Consider the following 19,025-nt stretch of genomic DNA (forward strand, 5'->3'; position numbering starts at 1 on the left):
CGTGGGCGTCAGTGCCGCACAGGTACGCCGTACGGGTCCCGCGTCACCGCGTCCACCGGCACGACGTCGCGTCCCAGCGGCAGCAGCGAGATCGGCACCATCTTCCAGCAGGCCAGGCCGAACGGGATGCCGATGATCGTGACGCAGAGCAGCAGCCCGGCGATCACGTGACCCACGGCCAGCTCCCAGCCGAAGAAGATGATCCAGAGCACGTTCCCGATCACCGAGCCGACCCCGGCCTGCGGCTTCCAGACCACCGTGCGGCCGAAGGGCCAGAGCACGAAGCCGGCGATCCGGAAGGAGGCGATGCCGAAGGGGATGGTGATGATCAGCACGAACGAGATCACCCCGGCCACCACGTAGCCGAGCGCAAGCCACCAGCCGGCGAGGACGAGCCACAGGACATTGCCGATCGTGCGCATGTCCTCACTCTCGCACCCTTAGCGCATCCCTGGCACGACCTCGCCGCGGGCCAGAGCGAACGGGAGGCGGTCGAAGACGATCCGCAAGGCGGCGATGCGGCCGTCGCGCACCTGGTGGAACTCGGCGGCGGGTGCGCTGGCGACGACGGGGTTCGAGGTGTCGTAGAAGACGACCGCGCTGTGCTCGTCGCCGTACGCCGCGAGCAGGTCCGAGGAGGTCAGCATGGCGGCGAACGGCCCCATGAAGGCGCGCAGTGCCTCCGCACCGTGGAGTCGTCCGGCCGGGGCCTCGCACACGACGTCGTCCGCGACGTAGCTCATAGCCGCGTCCATCTCGCGGGAGGTCCAGGCCCGGTGGTAGGCGAGGGCGATCTGCTCGGGTGTCGACGGAGTGCTCATCGGTTGTTCTACTAGAGGGTGGCAAGCCTAGTTGCGAACTACCTGCGCCACCGGACGCCCAAGATCCTGGCGAAGGCAGCCGCCACCTGGGAACCATCCAGGGCGCCGTGCCCGGTCGTCTTGACCAGGATCTCCGGCAGGTTCCAACCCTCGACGCTCAAACGACAGACCTCTTCCTGCGCATCGACGTGCAGCCAGAAGTCGATGCAGCCCACGCCCTCCCACTGCTCCGCGCCGTACGACTCGACGATGCCGCTCTCGGGGTACTTGGCGGCGAACTGTGCCGGATCGGCCTCCCACAGCAGGGATCCAGCGGGCTCGTCCGGCGCACTCTCCGAAAGGGGGGACCGAACGAAGCCGACCCCGGCAGCCGCGAACACGGGATCGCAGTTGGAGACAACCTCGGCTGCCCAGCGAGAATCAAACCTGACCATGGCGGGACTCTAGGAGTCGTGGCGCCGGCGTGCACCCAAAACTGTGGGCGCCACGTGATGCACGAGCACGCTCCGTTCTTCCGCTGCGACCGGAAGAGATCCATAAGTCCGAGTGGCACTCCCTTGGCGGCGACCGAGCAATACGCTGCTTATCGTGGCGAACCGCTGGTCCGGCATAACGATCGACTGTCACGACGTGGAGCGCGTGGCAGCGTTCTGGAGCGCGCTCCTGGACCGAAGGCCCGGACCGGCTGATCCCGGCTGGGTGTACTTGGGCCAACCGGGCGACGTACTGCCACGCCTGGTCTTCCAAGGTGTGCCTGAACGCAAGACCGTGAAGAACCGATTGCACCTCGATGTGCAGGTAGATGACATCGCCGCCAGCATCGCCCAAGTCCTGGAACTGGGCGGGTCAGAAACCGGAGAGCGTCACCAGCACGACGCCGGCGTGGTGGTGATCATGAGGGACGTCGAAGACAACGAGTTCTGCCTGGTCCAGTATTACGTTGAAGGCGCTGGTGGTTGCCTCCGGCTCGTCCTTGATGGAACTGCCCGGCATCGGCCCGATCGGGGCCGCCCGGATCCTTGCTGATGTCGGCGACGGGACCAGGTTCGCCGACCGCAATCGGTTCGCGTCCTGAACCGGGACGGCATCCCTGGCGCAGGCCCGGGAGGGCACTGCGAAGCGTCTCAAGAACTCAGCGCGGCCGACCTGTACCCGCCAATCGGCACTTCGGATCAGCCACTCCCGGACCCGCAACCGAGACGCTACGCTGCCCGATCACGCACAGAGAAGAGCCAGCCAGACCAAGCGCTCCTGAACGCGGGTTGACCACGGAGCGGAGCCGGAATGACGCTCGCGTGGTGCCGCGGACCACCTGCACGTGAGGCCTTGAACGTTGCTAACGACTCCCTCCCGCATCTTGTCTGTGTACGCTCGCGATTCGACTTGCTGACCGGGATGAATTCTTATGAAGCCTGAAGACGACGCGTCGCCCCGAGGTTTGCCTAACGATCACAGCCGTGCGTCGCTAGTAAAGCTCGGAATCACGGTCGGGGCCATCGCCCTGGCCGTAGTCCACGTGGCCGTACCGAGCGCTCGGGTAGACACCATTGTCTTGGTGCTGGGTGGGATCGCAGTGATCCCTTGGCTCAGCACTGTTTTCGAGTCGATCGACACCCCGTTCGGGGGTGTCAAGTATCGACAGTTGGCGAACCGCCTCGACGAAGTCGAAGGTCAAAGCGCATCGGTTCGCCAGGTCCAACAGGCCTACGAAGCTCGTGAGCGTGTGCAGGCTGCCGATCCCGTAGAGGGCCAAGCCGAGCAGCGCCTTCCTGCATTGATTGCTAACTACAACGCCGTTCGGCACCCTCAGACCGGTATGCCCAGCGGCCCGGTGCGCACCCAAGTGATGACGAGGATCGTAGGTGAGATGATCGCTGCGGCAGAGGCGGGTGAGTCAGTGCAGATTGATTCCGCACTCAAGGGTACTGATCAGGGTCTGCGTCTGGCCGCCTACGCGGTTCTATATGCGCGACCTGAGCCCAGTTACGCCATCCCGCTCATAGACAGCGTCGTAGACATTGAAAAGAAGCCCTTCGGCCAATTCTGGGGACTGCGCGCCATATCGCGGCTCGTAGAGGTGGCAGGCCGTCGCCAGATTGACCTCAACAGCGCCAGACGGCTTCGCGATCTCCAGGAGGACCTCCCGCGGTCGTCCGACCGAATGTTCGAACTGCGAAGAATCCTCGAGGGTTTGGACCTCCGCTGAGGGGCCCTGCCCCCGGCCGCGTTAGCAATGCCAAGGACGCCACATTCGGGATGGTGGGCCTGGCACGGCGGACGACCAGAGGGGGTATGACACGTACTCCGCGCGGTCCATTCCCGGGCAAGACGCCCCGCTACCCCGAATCGGCTGGATTCGTTCAGGAACGAGCGGTGGGGCCGCCCACGGAGGTACGGACCTGCGGATAATGCCCTCGAAGTCATCGCTGACCGAACCGGGGGACAAGGCCATGACCACGTCGAGGACCACCAGGCTGCTGGCAGCACCCATCGCCCTTGCGCTCGCCGTCGGCCTGGGCGCCACCGCGCCGGCGCACGCTTCGAGCACGACGAAGCAGGACCCGAGGAACGACGTCTTCCTGGGGAGCTTGGGCGGCGGCATCGACCTGGCCGCCGTCCAGCTCGCGACGCTGAACCGCACGAAGCGCGGCCGGATTACCTTCAGGCTGCACTCGCCCGTACTGAAGGGCAGCCTGGAGAAGCCCGGCGGCATGTCGGTGCAGTTCATCAAGAACAAACGGATCTGGCGCGTGGTCGAGGTCGTCACGGAGGACGGCGTCCTGCGCAGCGAGGTCTGCAGTCACTCCAGGGACCCGGAGCTCACTGAGCCCTACGACTGCAGCAGCCTTCCGGTCACCCGGGTCGATGCCAAGACCTACCGTGCCGTGGTCCAGCTCGACCAGGTCAAGACGGGGGCCAAGGTGCTGAAGTGGACCGCTTGGTCCATGGACCTCAACAGCGGTTCACCCGTGAGCGACTCGATGACGGCGAAGAACCGCGACCCGTTCCGCTGGCGGCTCTGACGGCACGTCAGCCCTCGGAGCGTCAACCCCCGACCGGCCGGGGGAATGGCACGTCCGCCGAGCGCGGCCAAGCCAGCAGATTCGATTATTGCCGGAGGGCGAGACTGACCGGCCGCGGTGGACGATGAAGTCTCTCAGCGGCGGGGGTGACGTAAAGGTGGCTTGCGCCGGTGAGGCGAGTTCAGGACGCGCGCAGGCGGGGAAGTGACTCACTACGAGAGCTGCGCTGAGTGGCTCTCAACCACGCCCTGATCGGTGCACCGCAGCGAGCAAGCAGACTGGCGTGATGAAGTCGCGCCGAGTCAAGGACCTGATGTTCGGTGCTGCCGGGATGCTTGCCGTCCTGGTGGTCGCGGTAGGGATCTTCTGGTGGGTGGTGACTGACCCGGCCGGCGGAGACGAGGCGCGCTCTCCCTCTCCACGTCCGGCGGACGTCGCGCGTGCCCCTGGCGCGGAGCCCCCTTCAGACCTGGGCACGGACGAGGCCTGGTTCGAGGAGCTGCGCTTGGACGCGGCGACCCTGGTGACCGAGGGCTCGCTGCTCCATGATGTCGAGGCCGTGGGCCAGGACGTGGTCACGAGTCCCGAGACGGTGGTGGCGGGCCGGGTGAGCGTCGAGGCGACCGTGCCGTTCGAGGTCGTCGCCGACGAGGTCGGTGGCGGGACTTCTGTGGGCGCCGCCGCCGACGGCCAGGCGACTGTCGTGCGCACGGTCGAGGTCCTGGGCCGCGACCTGCGTGTCACTGCCACCGGAACGGTGGCGGCGCAGGATGGGCGACTGGTTCTCGAGCCGAGCTCTATCGACATCGGTGGGCCCGACTTCTTCTCTGACGCCACTGCGACCCTGGTGCGCCAGCTCGTGACCATCGAGCACGACATCGAGGGCCTGCCCGACGGACTCGTGCTCCAGGACGTCGTCGTGCAGGACGACGGCTTCCGTGCCTACCTACGTGGCGAGAGTGTGCGGCTCGTCCCCTAGTGAGCGGATCCGCGTCCACGCGAAGCCGGCCAGCCCGAGCAGCACCGGCCACAGAGCAAGGCGTTCGAGGGCACCCGATGCGGGGCCGTTGCCGGAGAGCACGAACGACACGGCCGCCGTACCGGTCAGGACCCCGCGGCGAGCAGACCCCCAGCCAGGCGCGGTCGGTCACTGCGCAGCCGCGCGCCGAGAACGATCAGCGCGATCGGCTGCGCTGTGAACAAGGGTCCCGCAGCGATCGCGTGAAGGGTGGCGTCCCGGTCGAGAGGCGCGAGGCCCGTCGCGACCGAGCTCAGCCCGGAGACCACCAGCAGTCCCGTGACCCAGGGCCCCAGAGTCCGCGAGAGCAGCACCGCACCGCCGACCAGCAAGGCGCCGAAGCCCACGAACGAGCCGTTCATCAGCTCGTGCCGTGGTGAGCAGTACGCCGCCGAGCAACCGACCTCACCGAGTCGGCTGACCGAATCGGAGACGAAGCTGTAGCCGCCTGTGGTCGCCGCGGCAACGATGAACTCGGTCGCGATGTACGCCGGTCGCACCAGCAGTGCCACCGCTCCCCAGCGCGCGGCCCGGACACCGGTGACTCTCTGCAGCCGTCGTCCTTGGGCCAGGGCCATCAGGTCACCGTAGCCGTGGTGGAGACAGCTCAGGCTCGCTTGGCGGCAGCCCGCCGTACCGACATAGTCTCGAGACGCTCGCGGCGATGCCGGAAGGACGCAAAGAACCATCAGTGAAGGAAACCTATGTGCCGAGTTCTCGCCTATATCGGGTCTGAAGTTCCGCTGGAGAACCTGCTGCTCAAGCCGGAGAACAGTCTCATCAACCAGGCCCTCGACCCGGAGCGTCACCCTCAGCTTCAGCTGGCCGGATGGGGATTCGGAGCGTGGGGCGAGCACCTGCTCAAGCCAGAGGAGCCCTTCCTCTACCACCGCCCCATGGCCGCCTTCTACGACGACAATGTCGGCGGGATCGTGCCGAGCCTTCAGGTCAGCACCATGCTGGCGCACGTGCGGGCGGCGGACTACAACGCGAAGACCGTGCTAGCGGATGAGAACTGCCACCCCTTCTCCTTCGAAGGGACTCCGTGGATCATCGCGCAGAACGGTGACGTGCCGAACTGGCAGCTCTTGCAGCGGGAGCTGCTGCAGCACTGCAAGGACGAGTACCTGAAGCAGATGAGGGGCAACACCGACACGGAGTTCCTCTACGTGCTCCTGCTGTCGCTGCTCGAGAGCGACAGCGACGAGGACGTGAAGCGCGCCTTCGAGGAGATGCTCAGGCTCCTGGTGCAGGCGATGAAGGATCTCGACCTCCCGGCTCTGATCAAGCTGAAGCTGGCCCTTGTCTCTCCGAACCGGATCATCGGGGTCAACGTCGGCACCGGGCACCAGGGCGAGACGGACCCGGCAGGTGACTGGCGAGAGCTGCGCAAGTCCGAGCCGGGCACCGACGACTTCGCCCTCGCCATGCTCCTGGAGCCGATGTATCTGCTGATGGGTCGGAACTTTCAGGACGACTCGACGTACGGCTTCGAGGACTGCAGCGTCGAGGAGGCGACGTCCGTCATCTTCGCCTCCGAGCCGCTCACCGAGGGCACCGACGACTGGTCGACGTTGGAGTTCGGGGAGATCGTCTTTCTCGAGAGGGACGGCGAGAGCATCACCCGAACCGTCGACCTGTTGAAGGTGTAGGCGGGCACTCTGGGGGCGGCGCTAGCGGCGCTAGCGCCAGCGCCTCCGGGCGCTGGGGACCTTCGCGGTCTTGGGTGGGAGCGCGCCGACCTGGATCTCCGCGCCGTAGGACCAGCCGGGAAGCAGCGGCAGGAACTCGCCGCTCCAGAAGGTGCCTGGGTCGAACCACGTCGGCTTCCAGCCGTCCTCGACGATCCCCATCTCCTGGAGGGTCAGCGCCACGGCCTCCGCGCAGAACGCCGCCTCAGGACGAACCCGCTGTCCGCGCTTGCGGCGCGGCTGGTGGGCGTCGCGCCCGCCTAGCCACCGGGCTGCGAGGCGGGCGGTGCTGGGGAACGAGACCCCGTCGAGGCGCGCGACCGCGCGCAGGGCGCCGTCCTCCTGCTCCCGACCTCCCTCCGGGGTGAGCTGGCGCATCCACGCCGCTTGGCCGTAGGTCTCGCGCCACCGGGTCACCGCGTCGCCGAGGTCGTGCAGCTGCACGCCTCGGTGGAAGTCGCCGGACCAGTGGTCGACGAGTGCCTTGCCGAGTTCGGCGTGCCACAGCAGCGGCGGCAGGTCGTCGATGACCACAGCCATGCCCACGTGGTTGACGGGGGCGTTGGTGAGGGTCCGGATGGCGCGGTCGGCGGTGGTGCGGCCGCGGAACAGCCAGAGGTCCCCGGTGCGGGTCAGGCGGGCGGCCTCCTCGACGGAGATGCCCTCGGCGCGCATGTCACTCACGCGAGGCATCGTGCCCCATGGGGGCTAGGGTCGCCCGTATGCGCGCGGCGACGTGGTGGAAGCTTCTCGGGATGGCCGGCATGGCCGGCGTGGTGGCGACCGGAGTCGTGGTCACCCGCGCAGAGCGGCAGCGGATGTCGTACACGCCTGAGCAGGTCCGCGATCGTCTGCACCAGCGGTACGACGAGATCGAGCAGGAGACGCCCACCCCGGGCTAGACGTGATGTCCCGGGACGTCGTACCTGGGGCACACTTCGGCTCGTGCTTCACCTGCTGGACCGGGGGTCCCGGAATTTCTCGGCACGCTGGGAGACGACGACCCCAGGCGGGGCTGCTGGAGCGCGCGTCGTGTCCGAGCACGGCTCCTGGCAGGGGCGGACGGGCATCGTGCCTGGGCGTGAACGCTAAGGCGCCTTCTCGTCTCCACCCGCCGTTGTTGCGTTGGGATCGGGCGGTCGGCGAATGCGAAGGACGATGCTGGAATCCGCGAGGGGGCCTGCGTCTAGAGAGTCAGCTTGAAGCCCTCGTGCGTTGCTGCATAACCGAGACGCTCGTAGAAGCGGTGGGCGTCGGTGCGGCTCTTGTCGGAGGTGAGTTGGGCCAGGACGGCGCCTTCGCGTCGACCATATTCGTGTGCCCACTCGAGGAGGGTTGTGCCGAGTCCGCCTCCTCGCACCGATGACCCCAGTCGCACGCCTTCGATCAGCAGACGCTTGGCACCTCCACGAGCCAAGCCGGGCACCGTCGTCAGCTGCATGGTCCCTACGATCGCACCGCCCTCACTTCGAATCACCGCGAGGAACTGGTGCGGATCGGCATCGATCTCGAGGAAGGCATCTTCATACGGGGCCAGGTCGTCGGACTCGCGTGCGGCACCAAGGACGTCATCGGCAAGCAGGTCTGCGATAGCCGGTACGTCGTCGGCCCCCGCTCGATCGATGACGTATCGCCGGCCGTCGACCTCAAGGTGCTCCATGAGGAGAGCATCCCAGTCTTCGTCGCCGACATACGCGTCCTGCCGATGGCCGATGATGACCCTCATGGACCTCCCGCAGACACGGCTGCCAGACGAAGGCCAGCCAAAGGTCATCACGCTCTGCGGCTCGACCAGGTTCGAGGCCGAGTTCGCGGAGGTCAACCAGCGGCTCACGCTGGACGGTCACGTCGTGATCAGCCTGGGAATGTTCAGCCTCCCCGACCTGCAGGACTACGACTGGACGGCCGATCGCTCGGACCTGAAGGTGCGGCTCTCCGCCGTGCACTTCCAGAAGATTCGCATGGCCGACGAGGTGTACATCGTGGATCCGGGCGGATATGTAGGTGAGTCGACCCGACGGGAGATTGCCTACGCGGAGTCGCTCGGCAAGCCGGTTCGGTATCTGAGCCGCGAGCGCGTGGCTCGAGCGGGAGATGGCTCGTCGTGACTGGGGCAGATGCGGCTATCAGAGCGCGCGGACGATACCGATCGCTGTTGGGCTTCAGTCTCCGAGTCCCGTGATCCGGCGCAGCTCGGCGAGGTGTGCATGCAGTGCCGTCCGCCCGGTGTCGGTGAGGCTCAACCATGTCCGTGCCCGGCCTTGCTGCTTCTCCTTGTGGGTACGGACGTAGTCAGCGTCCACGAGGACCTTGAGGTGCTTGCTGACGACATAGTCACTGACACCCAGGGCTTCTTGCACGGTGGCGAAGTCGACGGAGTCGACCTCAGCCAGCAGCGCACAGATATGCAGCCTGTTGCGGGCATGGATGACCTCGTCGAACCTGGGCGGTTTGCTCACGCCCGGGCTCGCTTCCCGGCGGGAAACTCCCCGCGAGCAAGACGCCGGTCGGTCCACTGCTCGTAGAGGTAGGTGAAGACGAACCCGACCGCGGCACCGACCAGAGGGGCCAGGTCAAGGTCGGCGAAGGTCTGGAGCGATACGCAGACCACCAGCAAGCCGATCAGCGCCACCGAAGGGATCGTCCAACCGTTGTTGTACCGGTCGAAGGAAGCGCCGGTGCTGCGCTTGAGTAGCCCACGCAAGGCCACCGGCCCCACTACCGCAGCGAACACCACCAGGAAGGCTCCGGTGCTGAAGGAGCCAAGGGAGATGCTCTCGTACGGCATGCCGGCGCCAGTGAAGAGCGCGGCCACGATCGCCGAGGCCATGACCTTGTACCACCACGGCGTGGCCAGCCGATGACCGAACCTGGCCCGGACGTGGTCCAGATCCCGGAGAGCTCCCCGAGCATCCTCTGCGTCGCCCATCGCACGGCCAGGGCCGGGGTGGTCCAGATCGAAAGGTTCGCTTGCCATGAAGGCAAGTTACGCAGCGACTTGCCTGTTTGGCAAGCCATACGTATGAAAGCCCAGGAGCATCCGCAAGTCTTAACGCCACGGCATGAGTCGACGCTTGTCAGGCCATACGCGGCAGATGAGTGAGGTTAGCCGAGCCACGCGAGTACGGCTCGCGCTCCAGCTTCTCCACCGTTCGCCAGTTCGAGCAGTGCGGGTCGAAGCTTTGGATTTCTTACGACGGCGACACGCAACTGATCGTTCATCGCGTCTCCACGCTGATCGTCAACGACGGCGTACGCGCCCGTGAAGAGTTCAAGTGCCCTGGTCGTGGGAAGCCCCAGGAGGCAGGCGGCTGCGCGCTCGATGACGCCGAGATCTTCGTCGTTGAGCAGCGCGCCGAGCGCGGCATCGGCTTCCACATCGTCCATCGAACCCAGTGCCTCCGCAGCGACTGCCCGGTCTTCCCACTTGCTGCTGCTAGCGGCCACCAGTGCAGCGCCCTTGTCCATGCTCGGATCGTAGTTCCCGGCGCATGGAGGCATCCGCTCCTCGGCTACTAGGAAACTTCCCGCAGGATCGGTGTCCGGCCAGACTTCGATCCAGGTGATCGGCGGGACGCTCTCTTATCGGCTGCCCACCGATGGTGTGGCTCTCATCTGGACTGCGCCTCGCCGGTCACCGTGACGAGGAGTGGCTCCAGAGGGGTCTGCCCAGCTCGTAGTAGCAATGCCCACCTCGTCGTCCTGCTGGTTCCCAGTTGCGAGGTGAGCAGATGAGCAAGACGCAGGCGGTGATCATCGGGGTCGATCCCCACAAGATGTCGGTGACGATCGAGGTCGTCGACACCCACGAGCAGCTGCTCGGCACGGGTCGTTTCGCTACAGACAGAGCCGGTCACGCAGCACTCCAGCGTTACGTGAAGCAGTGGCCCCAACGCACGTGGGCCGTCGAGGGAGCCAACGGCGCCGGTCGTCCCCTGGCCCAACGACTCGTCGCCGCCGGCGAGCGGGTGGTCGACGTGCCGGCCAAGCTCGCGGCCCGGGTGCGGCTCTTCGACACCGGCCACAACCGCAAGACCGACGCCCTGGACGCCCACTCCATCGCGGTCGTCGCGGTCCGCACCGGGGGCCTGCGGGTGTTGGTCGAGGACGGCGAGCTCGAAGCCCTGCGGATGCTCACCGACCGCCGTGATGAACTCGCCCGCCAACGGGTCCAGACGGTCAACCGGCTGCAGCGACTCCTCAGCGAACTGCTGCCTGGCCAGCGCAAACGCGACCTCTCAGCTACCCAGGCCAAGACCATGCTGGCCACCGTGCGGCCGCGTGACATCGCCGGCAAGACTCGTCGCCGGATGGCTGCCGAGGAGGTCGCCGACCTGGTCGCGGGCGATGCAAAGCTGAAGAAGATCAAGGCCGAACTGAAGGCGACGGTCCTCGCCCGCGGGTCAGGTCTGATGGACATCTACGGCATCGGCCCAGCCGGCGCCGCCCGGACCCTGGCCGACGTCGGCGACGTCACCCGCTTCGTCGACCGCAACCGGTTCGCGTCCTGGACCGGGACCGCGCCCCTGGACGCCTCATCGGGCGAGCAGACCCGACACCGCCTGTCCCGAGCGGGGAACCGGCGGATGAACCACGTCCTGCACGTCGCCGCGATCGTGCAGATCCGCCACGACACCGAGGGCCGCGCCTACTACCGCCGCAAGCTCGCCGCTGGCAAGACCCCGATGGAAGCCCTGCGGTGCCTGAAACGACGGCTGTCCGACGTCGTCTACCGACAGCTCGTCGCCGACGCCCAGAAGCACGATGGAGCGGGCCCGGGAGGGCACTGCGGGGCGACACTTCAATCCAGCGCGGCCGACTCACACCCGCTCATCGACACTTCGGATCAGCCACTTCCCGGACCCGCGCAGCCGACGCTACGCCGACCATCTCCCGGTCGGAAGACCCTCACAACGAGCACTCCTTGACACAGAGGGGTGCCAGATTCGGACGCTTCGCTACGCCGTCACGCGGCGGAAGGACGCGGTCATTGAACAGGGGTCGCACCGGCCCATCTATGCGGGCAGCAGACCTCGCGGCCGGCGAGCCCGAACTGAGGCCGACTCACCACGGTTTGTAGACCACGCGGTATCGCGTCCCGAGCTCTGTGCGAAGCCGCTCCACCAGATCGCGCGCCCGAGCGTCCATGTCACGGTATGCCTGTTCCCACTCGGCATCGGACTTCTGACCCCAACGGGTGCCGTCCAGGTGGTTCATGCGCGATCCCCAGTCGGTAAGCGCCTCTATGAGCTTGTCGCCAAGGCCCAGCTGTCTGCGTAGCCATTCCGGCTCTTCCCGTAGCAGCCCCTCGGCGTCCCACAGTGGAACGTTGACCGTGTAGTCCCACATGAAACGAATGACGTCCCCGATCGGGGGGGCGTCGTAAGCGTCCTCTTCGCCATCAGTGACGGGTTCCACTCGCACGGCCGACCAGTAGGCACCGTTCGGGTAGTCACCGAAGTGCGGACGCAGGACATGGTCGCCGGGGTCACCCATGGAATCCATTGGACCACCCACACGACTTCGTCGACACCTCGTTTGGTCGGGCGCTCTCGACGAGGCTTTCGCGGCGGAAGGACGCGCTGCGACAGCCATCACCCGGCCGTCCCCGTACGACGACTAAGGAAGTAGTTCCAACCACTCCGCCAACTGCTCTGGCTTACGTGGCAGGAAGGTCCTCATCGGCTCCAGTTCTCGTGCGATGGTCAAGGCGTTCCAGACGTGCTTGTCGCTGAACACCGCGTCGCAATATGCAACTGCAGTACTCGCTGCGTCGATGTCATGAACGTCGTTCATCGTCCACATCCGCTGCGGGTTGCGGTGGTATCTGGTCTTCATTGAGATCGCGACACGCGTCGATGGCATCGCCTCCGCGAACCTTCGCGCGCTTTGCGGCTCGTTACCCATGACGTCCTGGACCGAGGCTCCGACAGCGTGAAGTTCCTCTAGGAGAGCGTCGATCCATTCGTGCGCCATCTCGCGTGCGCTCACCGCATCTCTTAATCGTTCCTTGCGGAACTCGCCATGTTCAGGCTTCTTCAGCATCTCGACGAAGTCCGTCTCGAATTGCAGTCTTGTTCGTATCCCGACTTTGAGTTCACTCGCCGCTTGCTCAACGGATGGGGGCAGTTCGCCGTGCTCGGGAGCCAGAACACCACTCAGAACGGACCTGTTCAGGTCTAGTTCGGCCTTGGCCATTTGCCGATCGAACTCCTCGTGTCCGACCTTGGTGCGGGCAGAGGCGGTCACATCCTCGCCCGCTTCGTTCCAGACCTTGAGTCCGCCCTGCTTGCCGAAGGCACGTAATACCCCCGATCCCAATAACGGATACCGATCAAGGGACACATCCAGGCGCAACCGTTCGCGAATAGCTTCCCGCAGTTCTAGGCGCGCCAGGGTAGGTCGGTCGAGAAGCGACGCGAACGCGGTGACGGCCTCCATCATTTCGGCGACGTCGCGTCGGCGGCGGAGATCTTCAATATTCGCCACTTCGACGTAATGCACGCTTGACAACGGGAAGGTCGCCCGTCCGTCTTCCTTTGCACGGAGCACGGCAGCCAGCAACTCGCGGTAGTGTTGAAACGCCCGATGGCCGTGAGCGCACTTTGCCAGATTGATGAAGTGGTTAAGATCCAAGTACGCGATCTTTGCGCGGTGGGGACGTTCCAGTGTCGTCGGCCAGATAAGCGGTAGATCGGCGATCTTATCTCTAGGCACGATGACATCCTGCCGTACCGTTGATGCGAATCAAGCCAGAGCGGGCGTGCCCACGGACTACGAGGTGCCGATTGCTGTACTCCATATGCGAATAAGCGCGTCCTTCGCGCGCTCGTAGCGTCGATCCGCCGGCGTGTGGTCCGGCCACCCAAACCTGATGCGAATCGAGTCGGTGGTGTTGACGACGGTCAACACGACGCCGAGCAGACTGAATGCGAGGGCTGGTGGATCCAGTTGGGCGGGTTCGGGAACTATCACTCCCCCGAGGTACGGGTCAGCCGGCGAGTCGTTGGAGAAGGACTGCAGGACGCCGATCTCAGTACCGTGGACCGAGGCCGAGAGACTGCGCATGGTGAACGCCGGAATACCGCCAGCTCCTCCGGCGGTGTAGATCTCTGCGAGGCTCATGGTTGAGATCCGTCCAGGCGTTCCCTCGACTCGAGGAACTCGAATCTTCTTGCCGTTCGCGCCGAGGTTGGTGATCGTTTCACCAACGGCTGCTGCGCGTTCGTAAGCCTCGTGGAGTTGGTCGGGCAGCGGCAGACCGAGGTCGGCAGGGGTAAGCCCCGCTGTTGCGATGACGTCACTGTTGAGCAGGCCCTGCCTTCTGTGCCCAGCCTCCGTGATGGCGTACAGCCATTCGTTCAAGCGTCGCTGGATGCGCTCGCGTGATGTAGCTGTTTCGTCCAAGAGGTGATGGGTCCGCAGGAGGTGCTCCGTCGCGGTCCTAGCGAGCGTGTGCGGCAAGAGAGCTTTTCCGGCCGTGATGCTCTGTGCCGTGGCCACCACATGCTCGAGTCCTGAGTGGAGGAGGGTGAGGGCCTGCACGTCCGCTTCGGTCAAGGTCCGCGCCCGAATGTCAGTGGCGGCGGAGCGCCATGTCGCGGCCGTCTCTGATTCCCGTTCCGGGCGCCAGCGGTGCGTTTGACCGAGTGCGCGTGCCGCCTCGGCGCAGGCGCGTAGGCTTGATCCAAGTTGAGCACGAGAGGGTGAAGACTCGCTGACCGCTGAGATTGATGGCACGGTAGTCAACGTACGCATCTGATCCGACATTCGCCGATGATCTGGTTTGCCGCGGTCGATCTCTGGCGCTGCGGGACCAAGTTGGCTGGCGCTGCTACTACAACGTCCTGGCGTGCGCGCGGGCGTGGATCCCGGCCCCTATGGTTCTGGACGTGAGCGACCAACGCGAAAGTCGTGCCTGGGGAGAGGACCAGGTGCTTGAGAAGTGGCACGAGATTGGCCCTCTCATTGATGTCTTGGCACAACGAGCGGACACCCCCGGCGAGTGGCGCGCCGCCCCTGGAAGCTCCCTGGCCGGCGACGATCGAGCGTCCGCTCCCTATCAGGTGTCGCATGCGGTACACCAGTGCTTGCTCGCGGCCATCGACCATGCTCACGCAGTCAAGCGTCTGGTTTTTGACCATCAAGAGCTCCATACCTCTGCGCCGGGATCGCTGTCTCGGGGTTTTATCGAGAATGCCGCGACGGCTTACTGGATTCTTCACCCTTCGGGCCGAGCCGAAAGAGTCGCACGGACCCTTAAGTGGCACGTCAAAAACGCCAACGACCGCAGTACTGCTCTGTCCAACGTGCCGGAGATACCTCCACCTCGGCGACCGGTCGGCGAACAGATCCAGTCGATGCTCGATGTCGCGAGACGCGCACGGATCGAGGATCAGGAATACGTGCGGCGCGGCTACAGGCCAAGCCAGCCCGTCGAGTACGCCGATGTGCACGCAGGAGTGCTGGGTGTCGGCGTGCTGTTCTCATGGCAGATCTGTTCGGGGTTCGCACACGGAAGGCCATGGGCCTCAATGGGGGTGCTGGAGCGGGAGGAACTGCCGACGGCTGACCCCGGTGTCGTCGATATGCGATTGTCCAACGACTTCACAAGGACCCTGTTTCCGGTCCTAACGGGCATGCACCTGATGGAGGCAGTGCTGAAGCTTCATCGCGCCAGATCGACGGCCACGTTCACTAGTCGCTGACGTGATACAGACTGGAGTCCAAGCCCCGTCGCACCGCGGCTGGAGGCGGGTCGCGCCTCCGCCGGCTGCGAGTGGTTACCTTCGTCTGACCAATCGCGCACCCGCGTCACAGTGGGCGGTATGCACGTGCAGTCACGGTTCGACGGCGTACCTATCGGGGATTCAACCGTAGCGACAGAAACCATGATCAGGTCGGTCAAGAGCGTGACCACCACCTTCTACGCGGACGTCGTACAACACGTGCGTCCGTGGGCGGACAAGCGCTAAACCCGCGCTCCGCCCACACGGATAGTCCGACGCAGACGAGCGCCCAGCAGGAAAGCCCCCACGAGGCCACGCCTCGCGAGGGCTTTCCGTCAGGAGCTTGTGCCACTCACTCGGTGACCGTGAACTCGATGGTCTCGGTGTTCACCCGGCCGTTGCGGTCCGTGCTGGTGACCTTGGCGGTGTGCCGGCCGACCGCCAGGTCGGTGGGGAGCGCGAGCCGCCACAGGTGCATCGTGCTCTCGGCCGGGTTGCCGCCGTGGACCAGCTGCTCCTGGACTGCGACCGGGTCGGACCACTCCGCCCCCGTGTTCTTCGCCTCGCCCCTCATCTGCTGGGTGCGCTGAGCCGGCCGGGCGGCGCCACCGTCGACCGAGACGGTCACCCGGGTGCCGGTGGAGCCCAGGTAGACGTTGGCGGTGAGGTAGGTCTGCCCGGCGAGGTCAGCCCGGGAGACGCGGGTCGGGTCGGCGAAGACCGGAGCGGGGCGGTTGGTGCGGTGGGCGGCGAACCACTCGCGGTAGCGGGGCGAGTTGACACCGACGGCCATCTGGACCGAGTCGTCCTCACCGGTGATGTTGAACCGCTCGGTGTGCCCGCGGGGACCGGACTGGAAGGTCAGGACGCCGGGTCGAGCGCCGTCCTTCTGGATGGAGGTCGGGAACCCGTCGTCGGTCACCCGGCCGGAGTACCAGTCGCCCGCGATGGCGCCGGCGGTGATGTGGTCGAACGGAAGCGCGCCCACTCCCCAGGTCTGCGTCCAGCCGGCGGTCGAGTCGCCCTTGCGCATGACCTCCGTGGTGTGGCTGTGGCCGGCGAACGAGACCGCGTCGCGTCCGGCGACGATCGCGTGGACCTCCTTGACCTCCTTGACCTGGTGGCGGGTCTCGGCCTGGTCGTGGAAGTTGAGCAGCGGGATGTGGGACGCGAGCACCACCGTCTTGTGCCTCGGCACCCGCGCCAGGTCACGGCGGAGCCACTGGAGCTGCTGCTCCCCCAGCCCGCCGAAGTAGGACTGACCCTGGCGGTACTGCACCGAGTTCAGCGCCACGACGTGGAGCTTGCCGACGTCGTAGGAGTAGTAGTCGGGACCGAACGCCGCCCGGTAGGTGTCGAACCGGTGCTCGCCGGTCGGGTCGTCGTAGTCGAGGTCGTGGTTGCCGGGCAGGAATCGCGCCGGTCCGTTGAGCATGCTCGACAGCTCGCGGGTCTGGGGGTAGAGGGACAGGTCGTCTCCCACGATGTCGCCCAGGAACAGGGCGCCGCAGCCGGTGTAGTCGCTGCGTGCGGCCAGGTCGGCGAACGCACCCGAGCGGGCGTACCCGACCTCCGCCTGGTTGTAGGTCTGGACGTCGCCGCCCATGATGCAGCTCTGCCACGGCGACCAGGTCGCGATGCTGCGCGCCATCGGGAAATTCACCTGGTCCGGCAGCTCGCCGGTCGGCGCGATGCCGCCGTACCGCAGTGCCGGGGAGCCCTGCGGCAGGTGGATGTAGGAGAACTGGGCGACGTTCGCCTCATCCACCGGCACCTGGTAGCCGGCCGGCTGGGTGACGAACACGTTCATGTTGTCGTACGCCGGGAGGCGGTAGCGGCCGCTGCGGTCGGTGGTCACCACGTCCCGGCCGTTGGAGACCGTGACGCGGCTGATGCCGCGCTCGCCACGGTCCTGCCGGGAGTTCTTGTTGCGGTCGTTGAAGACCACCCCGTCGAGGGTGCGCTGGTCCTCATCTGGACCCGCGACGACCTGGACCCGGCCGCGGTACGCCGTGGCCGCCCAGTCCTGATGCGAGCCGCCGGGGCGTGCGGTGGTGTGGTCCGGGGAGGCGAGTACGGCGGTCGGCGTGATCACCGCCGCGACGGACAGGGCGAGCGCCCCTGCGCCGATGGCGGCGAGGGCCCGAGAACGCTGCTGTGGCATGGCTTCCTTCTCTCTCTGTCGTGCGGCCCCTGACTGGGCCACACCTCCACGCTGATGGCGGAAGGTGAATCCCCGGTGGCGACCAGTGCGCCCTTCGGCGACGACTCGCGGTCACCCGCCTGAATGAGCCTCACAACTTTTCGGCCCGCGGTGGCGTCTCACTCGTTGACCTGGGTACGACACCCCTCATCTGTCCAAGGAGCACCCATGCGAACTGCATCCATCACCGTGATCGGTCTCGCGCTCGCGTTGTCGGTGGTCGCGCCCGTCGGCCCCGCGGGGGCAGCACGGCAGGCCGATGAGCCTGCCACCACCTGCGACGGCAAGGTGGCCACGATCGTCGTCCCGGAGGTCGCGGGCCGGGCCCCGTGGGTGGTCGGGACGCCCGGCGACGACGTGATCGTCGGGACCGAGGGGAAGGACCGGATCGACGGCGCCGGCGGCAACGACACGATCTGCGGACTGGCGGGGGACGACGAGATCATCGGCGGACCGGGGGACGACCGACTCTTCGGCGGAGACGACTTCTGGAGCGATGACTACTGGGGGACCTGATCCAGCCGGGCCCCGGCGACGACTACGTCGACCTGGGCGCAGACACCGGCCCCGCCGGCCTCGACCCCACCGAGTGGGTGTACTCCGACAAGGTCTCCTACGCCGACGCTCCCGGTCCCGTCACCGTCGACCTGGCTGCGCTCACCGCCACCGGAGACGGCACCGACACCTTCGCCCCGACACCCGCCGACAAGTACACCGGAATCATCGGGTCTCCCTACGACGACGTCCTCATCGGAGGTCCTGCGCCTGACCAGATCTACGGCGGCGGCGGGGACGACGTCATCACCGGGGGTCCCGGTGATGACGAGCTGAACGGCGATGCCATCGCCGACCCGGCGATATCTCGGGGAGCGCCCGCACCGGTGCCGGGCAACGACGTCGTCAGCGGTGGCCCCGGCGACGACGTGGTCTCCGGCGGCTACGGCACGGACCGGCTCAGCGGCGAGGACGGCGACGACTCCGTCATCGGCCTGCCCGGGGCGATCGACACCAAGCTCCTGGGTGGCCTGGGCGATGACCTGCTCGCCACGGTCGCTGGGACGGTGGCGCGAGGCGGGCCCGGCGACGACATCCTACGCGTCGAGGTCGAGCGGAACTGGCGGGGCCAACCCACCCGGACCCTCGTCGGCGGCCGGGGCAGGGACCGGGTGGAGTTCGACAACTACGGCGGTCGCCGCCGCGCCTACGACATGGTGATCCACGTGCCGAAGCGATTCATCGAGCAGCGCGGAGCTCGCGTCGCGAGGCTGACGGGGGTCGAGGAGTTCGTGCTCGACGGCAACACCGCCCCCGGCATGGTCACCTTCCGCGGGGGTCCCAAGCCCGAGCTGTTCCAGGTGCGGCACGGGAGCGGCTTCCGGGTCCGAGCCTTCGGCGGTGGCGGGAAGGACGTCCTGATCGGCGGCGAGCACGCCGACCTCCTCGTCGGCGGCCCCGGACTCGACCGCCTCAACGGTGCCAGGGGCCGGGACCGCTGCCTGGCCGGCGAGCAGCTCAGCTCCTGCGAGCGGCGCCGCTGACC

At 66.5% G+C, this 19,025-nt stretch carries 25 protein-coding genes; 12 read left to right on the forward strand and 13 right to left on the reverse strand.

What is annotated here, in order from left to right:
- Nucleotides 1–8 precede the first annotated feature (8 nt).
- The 3 genes from C0R66_RS17545 to C0R66_RS17555 are packed head-to-tail and all read right to left on the reverse strand — an operon-like array spanning nt 9 to nt 1,255.
- Nucleotides 9–422, reverse strand: coding sequence for a YccF domain-containing protein (locus tag C0R66_RS17545; protein WP_101525790.1), 414 nt, complete (start codon nt 420–422; stop codon nt 9–11).
- Nucleotides 423–440: 18 nt separating this feature from the next.
- On the reverse strand, nt 441–821 hold the full coding sequence (locus tag C0R66_RS17550; RefSeq protein ID WP_101525791.1) for a nuclear transport factor 2 family protein: 381 nt from the start codon (nt 819–821) through the stop codon (nt 441–443).
- Nucleotides 822–859: 38 nt separating this feature from the next.
- Nucleotides 860–1,255 carry a hypothetical protein gene (locus C0R66_RS17555; protein WP_101525792.1) on the reverse strand — a complete coding sequence of 132 codons (396 nt, stop codon included), beginning with the start codon at nt 1,253–1,255 and terminating at the stop codon, nt 860–862.
- A gap of 154 nt (nt 1,256–1,409) precedes the next feature.
- Between C0R66_RS17555 and C0R66_RS17560 the strand changes: the two genes are divergently transcribed.
- From C0R66_RS17560 to C0R66_RS17580, 5 genes are all read left to right on the forward strand, one after another.
- A complete protein-coding gene (locus C0R66_RS17560; protein ID WP_158648107.1) occupies nt 1,410–1,847 on the forward strand; it encodes a VOC family protein in 438 nt (145 codons plus the stop codon).
- On the forward strand, nt 1,837–1,896 hold the full coding sequence (locus tag C0R66_RS20350; protein WP_422385619.1) for a hypothetical protein: 60 nt from the start codon (nt 1,837–1,839) through the stop codon (nt 1,894–1,896). The genes C0R66_RS17560 and C0R66_RS20350 overlap by 11 nt, the downstream gene beginning before the upstream one ends.
- 480 nt (nt 1,897–2,376) lie before the next feature.
- Nucleotides 2,377–3,027 (forward strand): hypothetical protein, encoded by a 651-nt coding sequence (locus tag C0R66_RS17570; RefSeq protein WP_158648108.1) that lies wholly within the window; start codon nt 2,377–2,379, stop codon nt 3,025–3,027.
- 244 nt (nt 3,028–3,271) lie between these two features.
- Nucleotides 3,272–3,844: a hypothetical protein gene (locus tag C0R66_RS17575; RefSeq protein ID WP_101525794.1), complete on the forward strand. Its 573-nt coding sequence runs from the start codon at nt 3,272–3,274 to the stop codon at nt 3,842–3,844.
- Between the two features lie 286 nt (nt 3,845–4,130).
- Nucleotides 4,131–4,823, forward strand: a complete 693-nt coding sequence (locus tag C0R66_RS17580; RefSeq protein ID WP_199286735.1) for an LmeA family phospholipid-binding protein — start codon at nt 4,131–4,133, stop codon at nt 4,821–4,823.
- A gap of 125 nt (nt 4,824–4,948) precedes the next feature.
- Here C0R66_RS17580 and C0R66_RS17585 read toward each other — a convergent pair whose 3' ends face one another.
- Nucleotides 4,949–5,440 (reverse strand): DUF998 domain-containing protein, encoded by a 492-nt coding sequence (locus C0R66_RS17585; protein ID WP_158648109.1) that lies wholly within the window; start codon nt 5,438–5,440, stop codon nt 4,949–4,951.
- 126 nt (nt 5,441–5,566) lie between these two features.
- Between C0R66_RS17585 and C0R66_RS17590 the strand changes: the two genes are divergently transcribed.
- Nucleotides 5,567–6,514 carry a class II glutamine amidotransferase gene (locus C0R66_RS17590; protein ID WP_101525796.1) on the forward strand — a complete coding sequence of 316 codons (948 nt, stop codon included), beginning with the start codon at nt 5,567–5,569 and terminating at the stop codon, nt 6,512–6,514.
- Nucleotides 6,515–6,544: 30 nt separating this feature from the next.
- Here the strand turns inward: C0R66_RS17590 and C0R66_RS17595 are convergent, their stop codons facing one another.
- Nucleotides 6,545–7,246, reverse strand: coding sequence for a hypothetical protein (locus C0R66_RS17595; protein WP_422385603.1), 702 nt, complete (start codon nt 7,244–7,246; stop codon nt 6,545–6,547).
- Between the two features lie 29 nt (nt 7,247–7,275).
- On the opposite strand from C0R66_RS17595, the gene C0R66_RS17600 reads away from it, so the two are divergent.
- Nucleotides 7,276–7,455 (forward strand): hypothetical protein, encoded by a 180-nt coding sequence (locus tag C0R66_RS17600; RefSeq protein WP_101526352.1) that lies wholly within the window; start codon nt 7,276–7,278, stop codon nt 7,453–7,455.
- Nucleotides 7,456–7,739: 284 nt separating this feature from the next.
- Here the strand turns inward: C0R66_RS17600 and C0R66_RS17605 are convergent, their stop codons facing one another.
- Complete coding sequence (locus C0R66_RS17605) at nt 7,740–8,279, reverse strand: GNAT family N-acetyltransferase (RefSeq protein WP_241901508.1); 540 nt, start codon at nt 8,277–8,279, stop codon at nt 7,740–7,742.
- Here C0R66_RS17605 and C0R66_RS17610 point away from each other — a divergent pair.
- Nucleotides 8,278–8,661 (forward strand): hypothetical protein, encoded by a 384-nt coding sequence (locus C0R66_RS17610; RefSeq protein WP_101525798.1) that lies wholly within the window; start codon nt 8,278–8,280, stop codon nt 8,659–8,661. The two genes, C0R66_RS17605 and C0R66_RS17610, sit on opposite strands and share 2 nt — an antisense overlap.
- Before the next feature lie 54 nt (nt 8,662–8,715).
- Here the strand turns inward: C0R66_RS17610 and C0R66_RS17615 are convergent, their stop codons facing one another.
- From C0R66_RS17615 to C0R66_RS18805, 3 genes are all read right to left on the reverse strand, one after another.
- A complete protein-coding gene (locus tag C0R66_RS17615; RefSeq protein WP_101525799.1) occupies nt 8,716–9,012 on the reverse strand; it encodes a transcriptional regulator in 297 nt (98 codons plus the stop codon).
- Nucleotides 9,009–9,530 carry a hypothetical protein gene (locus tag C0R66_RS17620; protein WP_158648110.1) on the reverse strand — a complete coding sequence of 174 codons (522 nt, stop codon included), beginning with the start codon at nt 9,528–9,530 and terminating at the stop codon, nt 9,009–9,011. The genes C0R66_RS17615 and C0R66_RS17620 overlap by 4 nt, the downstream gene beginning before the upstream one ends.
- 128 nt (nt 9,531–9,658) lie before the next feature.
- Nucleotides 9,659–10,021: a hypothetical protein gene (locus C0R66_RS18805; RefSeq protein WP_158648111.1), complete on the reverse strand. Its 363-nt coding sequence runs from the start codon at nt 10,019–10,021 to the stop codon at nt 9,659–9,661.
- 263 nt (nt 10,022–10,284) lie between these two features.
- Here C0R66_RS18805 and C0R66_RS17630 point away from each other — a divergent pair, with 263 nt between their 5' ends.
- Nucleotides 10,285–11,481, forward strand: a complete 1,197-nt coding sequence (locus C0R66_RS17630; protein ID WP_101525802.1) for an IS110 family RNA-guided transposase — start codon at nt 10,285–10,287, stop codon at nt 11,479–11,481.
- Between the two features lie 136 nt (nt 11,482–11,617).
- Here C0R66_RS17630 and C0R66_RS17635 read toward each other — a convergent pair whose 3' ends face one another.
- The 3 genes from C0R66_RS17635 to C0R66_RS17645 form a co-directional block, all read right to left on the reverse strand.
- Nucleotides 11,618–12,049 (reverse strand): hypothetical protein, encoded by a 432-nt coding sequence (locus tag C0R66_RS17635; protein ID WP_158648112.1) that lies wholly within the window; start codon nt 12,047–12,049, stop codon nt 11,618–11,620.
- Nucleotides 12,050–12,172: 123 nt separating this feature from the next.
- The gene (locus C0R66_RS17640; RefSeq protein ID WP_158648113.1) at nt 12,173–13,270 is read right to left on the reverse strand and encodes a hypothetical protein; all 1,098 of its coding nucleotides are present in this window, start codon (nt 13,268–13,270) and stop codon (nt 12,173–12,175) included.
- Nucleotides 13,271–13,327: 57 nt separating this feature from the next.
- On the reverse strand, nt 13,328–14,113 hold the full coding sequence (locus C0R66_RS17645; protein ID WP_158648114.1) for a hypothetical protein: 786 nt from the start codon (nt 14,111–14,113) through the stop codon (nt 13,328–13,330).
- A gap of 332 nt (nt 14,114–14,445) precedes the next feature.
- Between C0R66_RS17645 and C0R66_RS18810 the strand changes: the two genes are divergently transcribed.
- Nucleotides 14,446–15,261 (forward strand): hypothetical protein, encoded by an 816-nt coding sequence (locus tag C0R66_RS18810; protein ID WP_158648115.1) that lies wholly within the window; start codon nt 14,446–14,448, stop codon nt 15,259–15,261.
- 373 nt (nt 15,262–15,634) lie between these two features.
- Here the strand turns inward: C0R66_RS18810 and C0R66_RS17655 are convergent, their stop codons facing one another.
- A complete protein-coding gene (locus C0R66_RS17655; RefSeq protein WP_101525807.1) occupies nt 15,635–17,446 on the reverse strand; it encodes a calcineurin-like phosphoesterase C-terminal domain-containing protein in 1,812 nt (603 codons plus the stop codon).
- Between the two features lie 207 nt (nt 17,447–17,653).
- Here C0R66_RS17655 and C0R66_RS17660 point away from each other — a divergent pair, with 207 nt between their 5' ends.
- Nucleotides 17,654–18,001 carry a hypothetical protein gene (locus C0R66_RS17660; protein ID WP_101525808.1) on the forward strand — a complete coding sequence of 116 codons (348 nt, stop codon included), beginning with the start codon at nt 17,654–17,656 and terminating at the stop codon, nt 17,999–18,001.
- A 77-nt stretch (nt 18,002–18,078) separates the two neighbouring features.
- Nucleotides 18,079–19,023 (forward strand): calcium-binding protein, encoded by a 945-nt coding sequence (locus C0R66_RS17665; RefSeq protein WP_101525809.1) that lies wholly within the window; start codon nt 18,079–18,081, stop codon nt 19,021–19,023.
- Nucleotides 19,024–19,025: the final 2 nt, after the last annotated feature.

The sequence above is a fragment of the Nocardioides houyundeii genome, assembly GCF_002865585.1.
Taxonomy (GTDB): domain Bacteria; phylum Actinomycetota; class Actinomycetes; order Propionibacteriales; family Nocardioidaceae; genus Nocardioides; species Nocardioides houyundeii.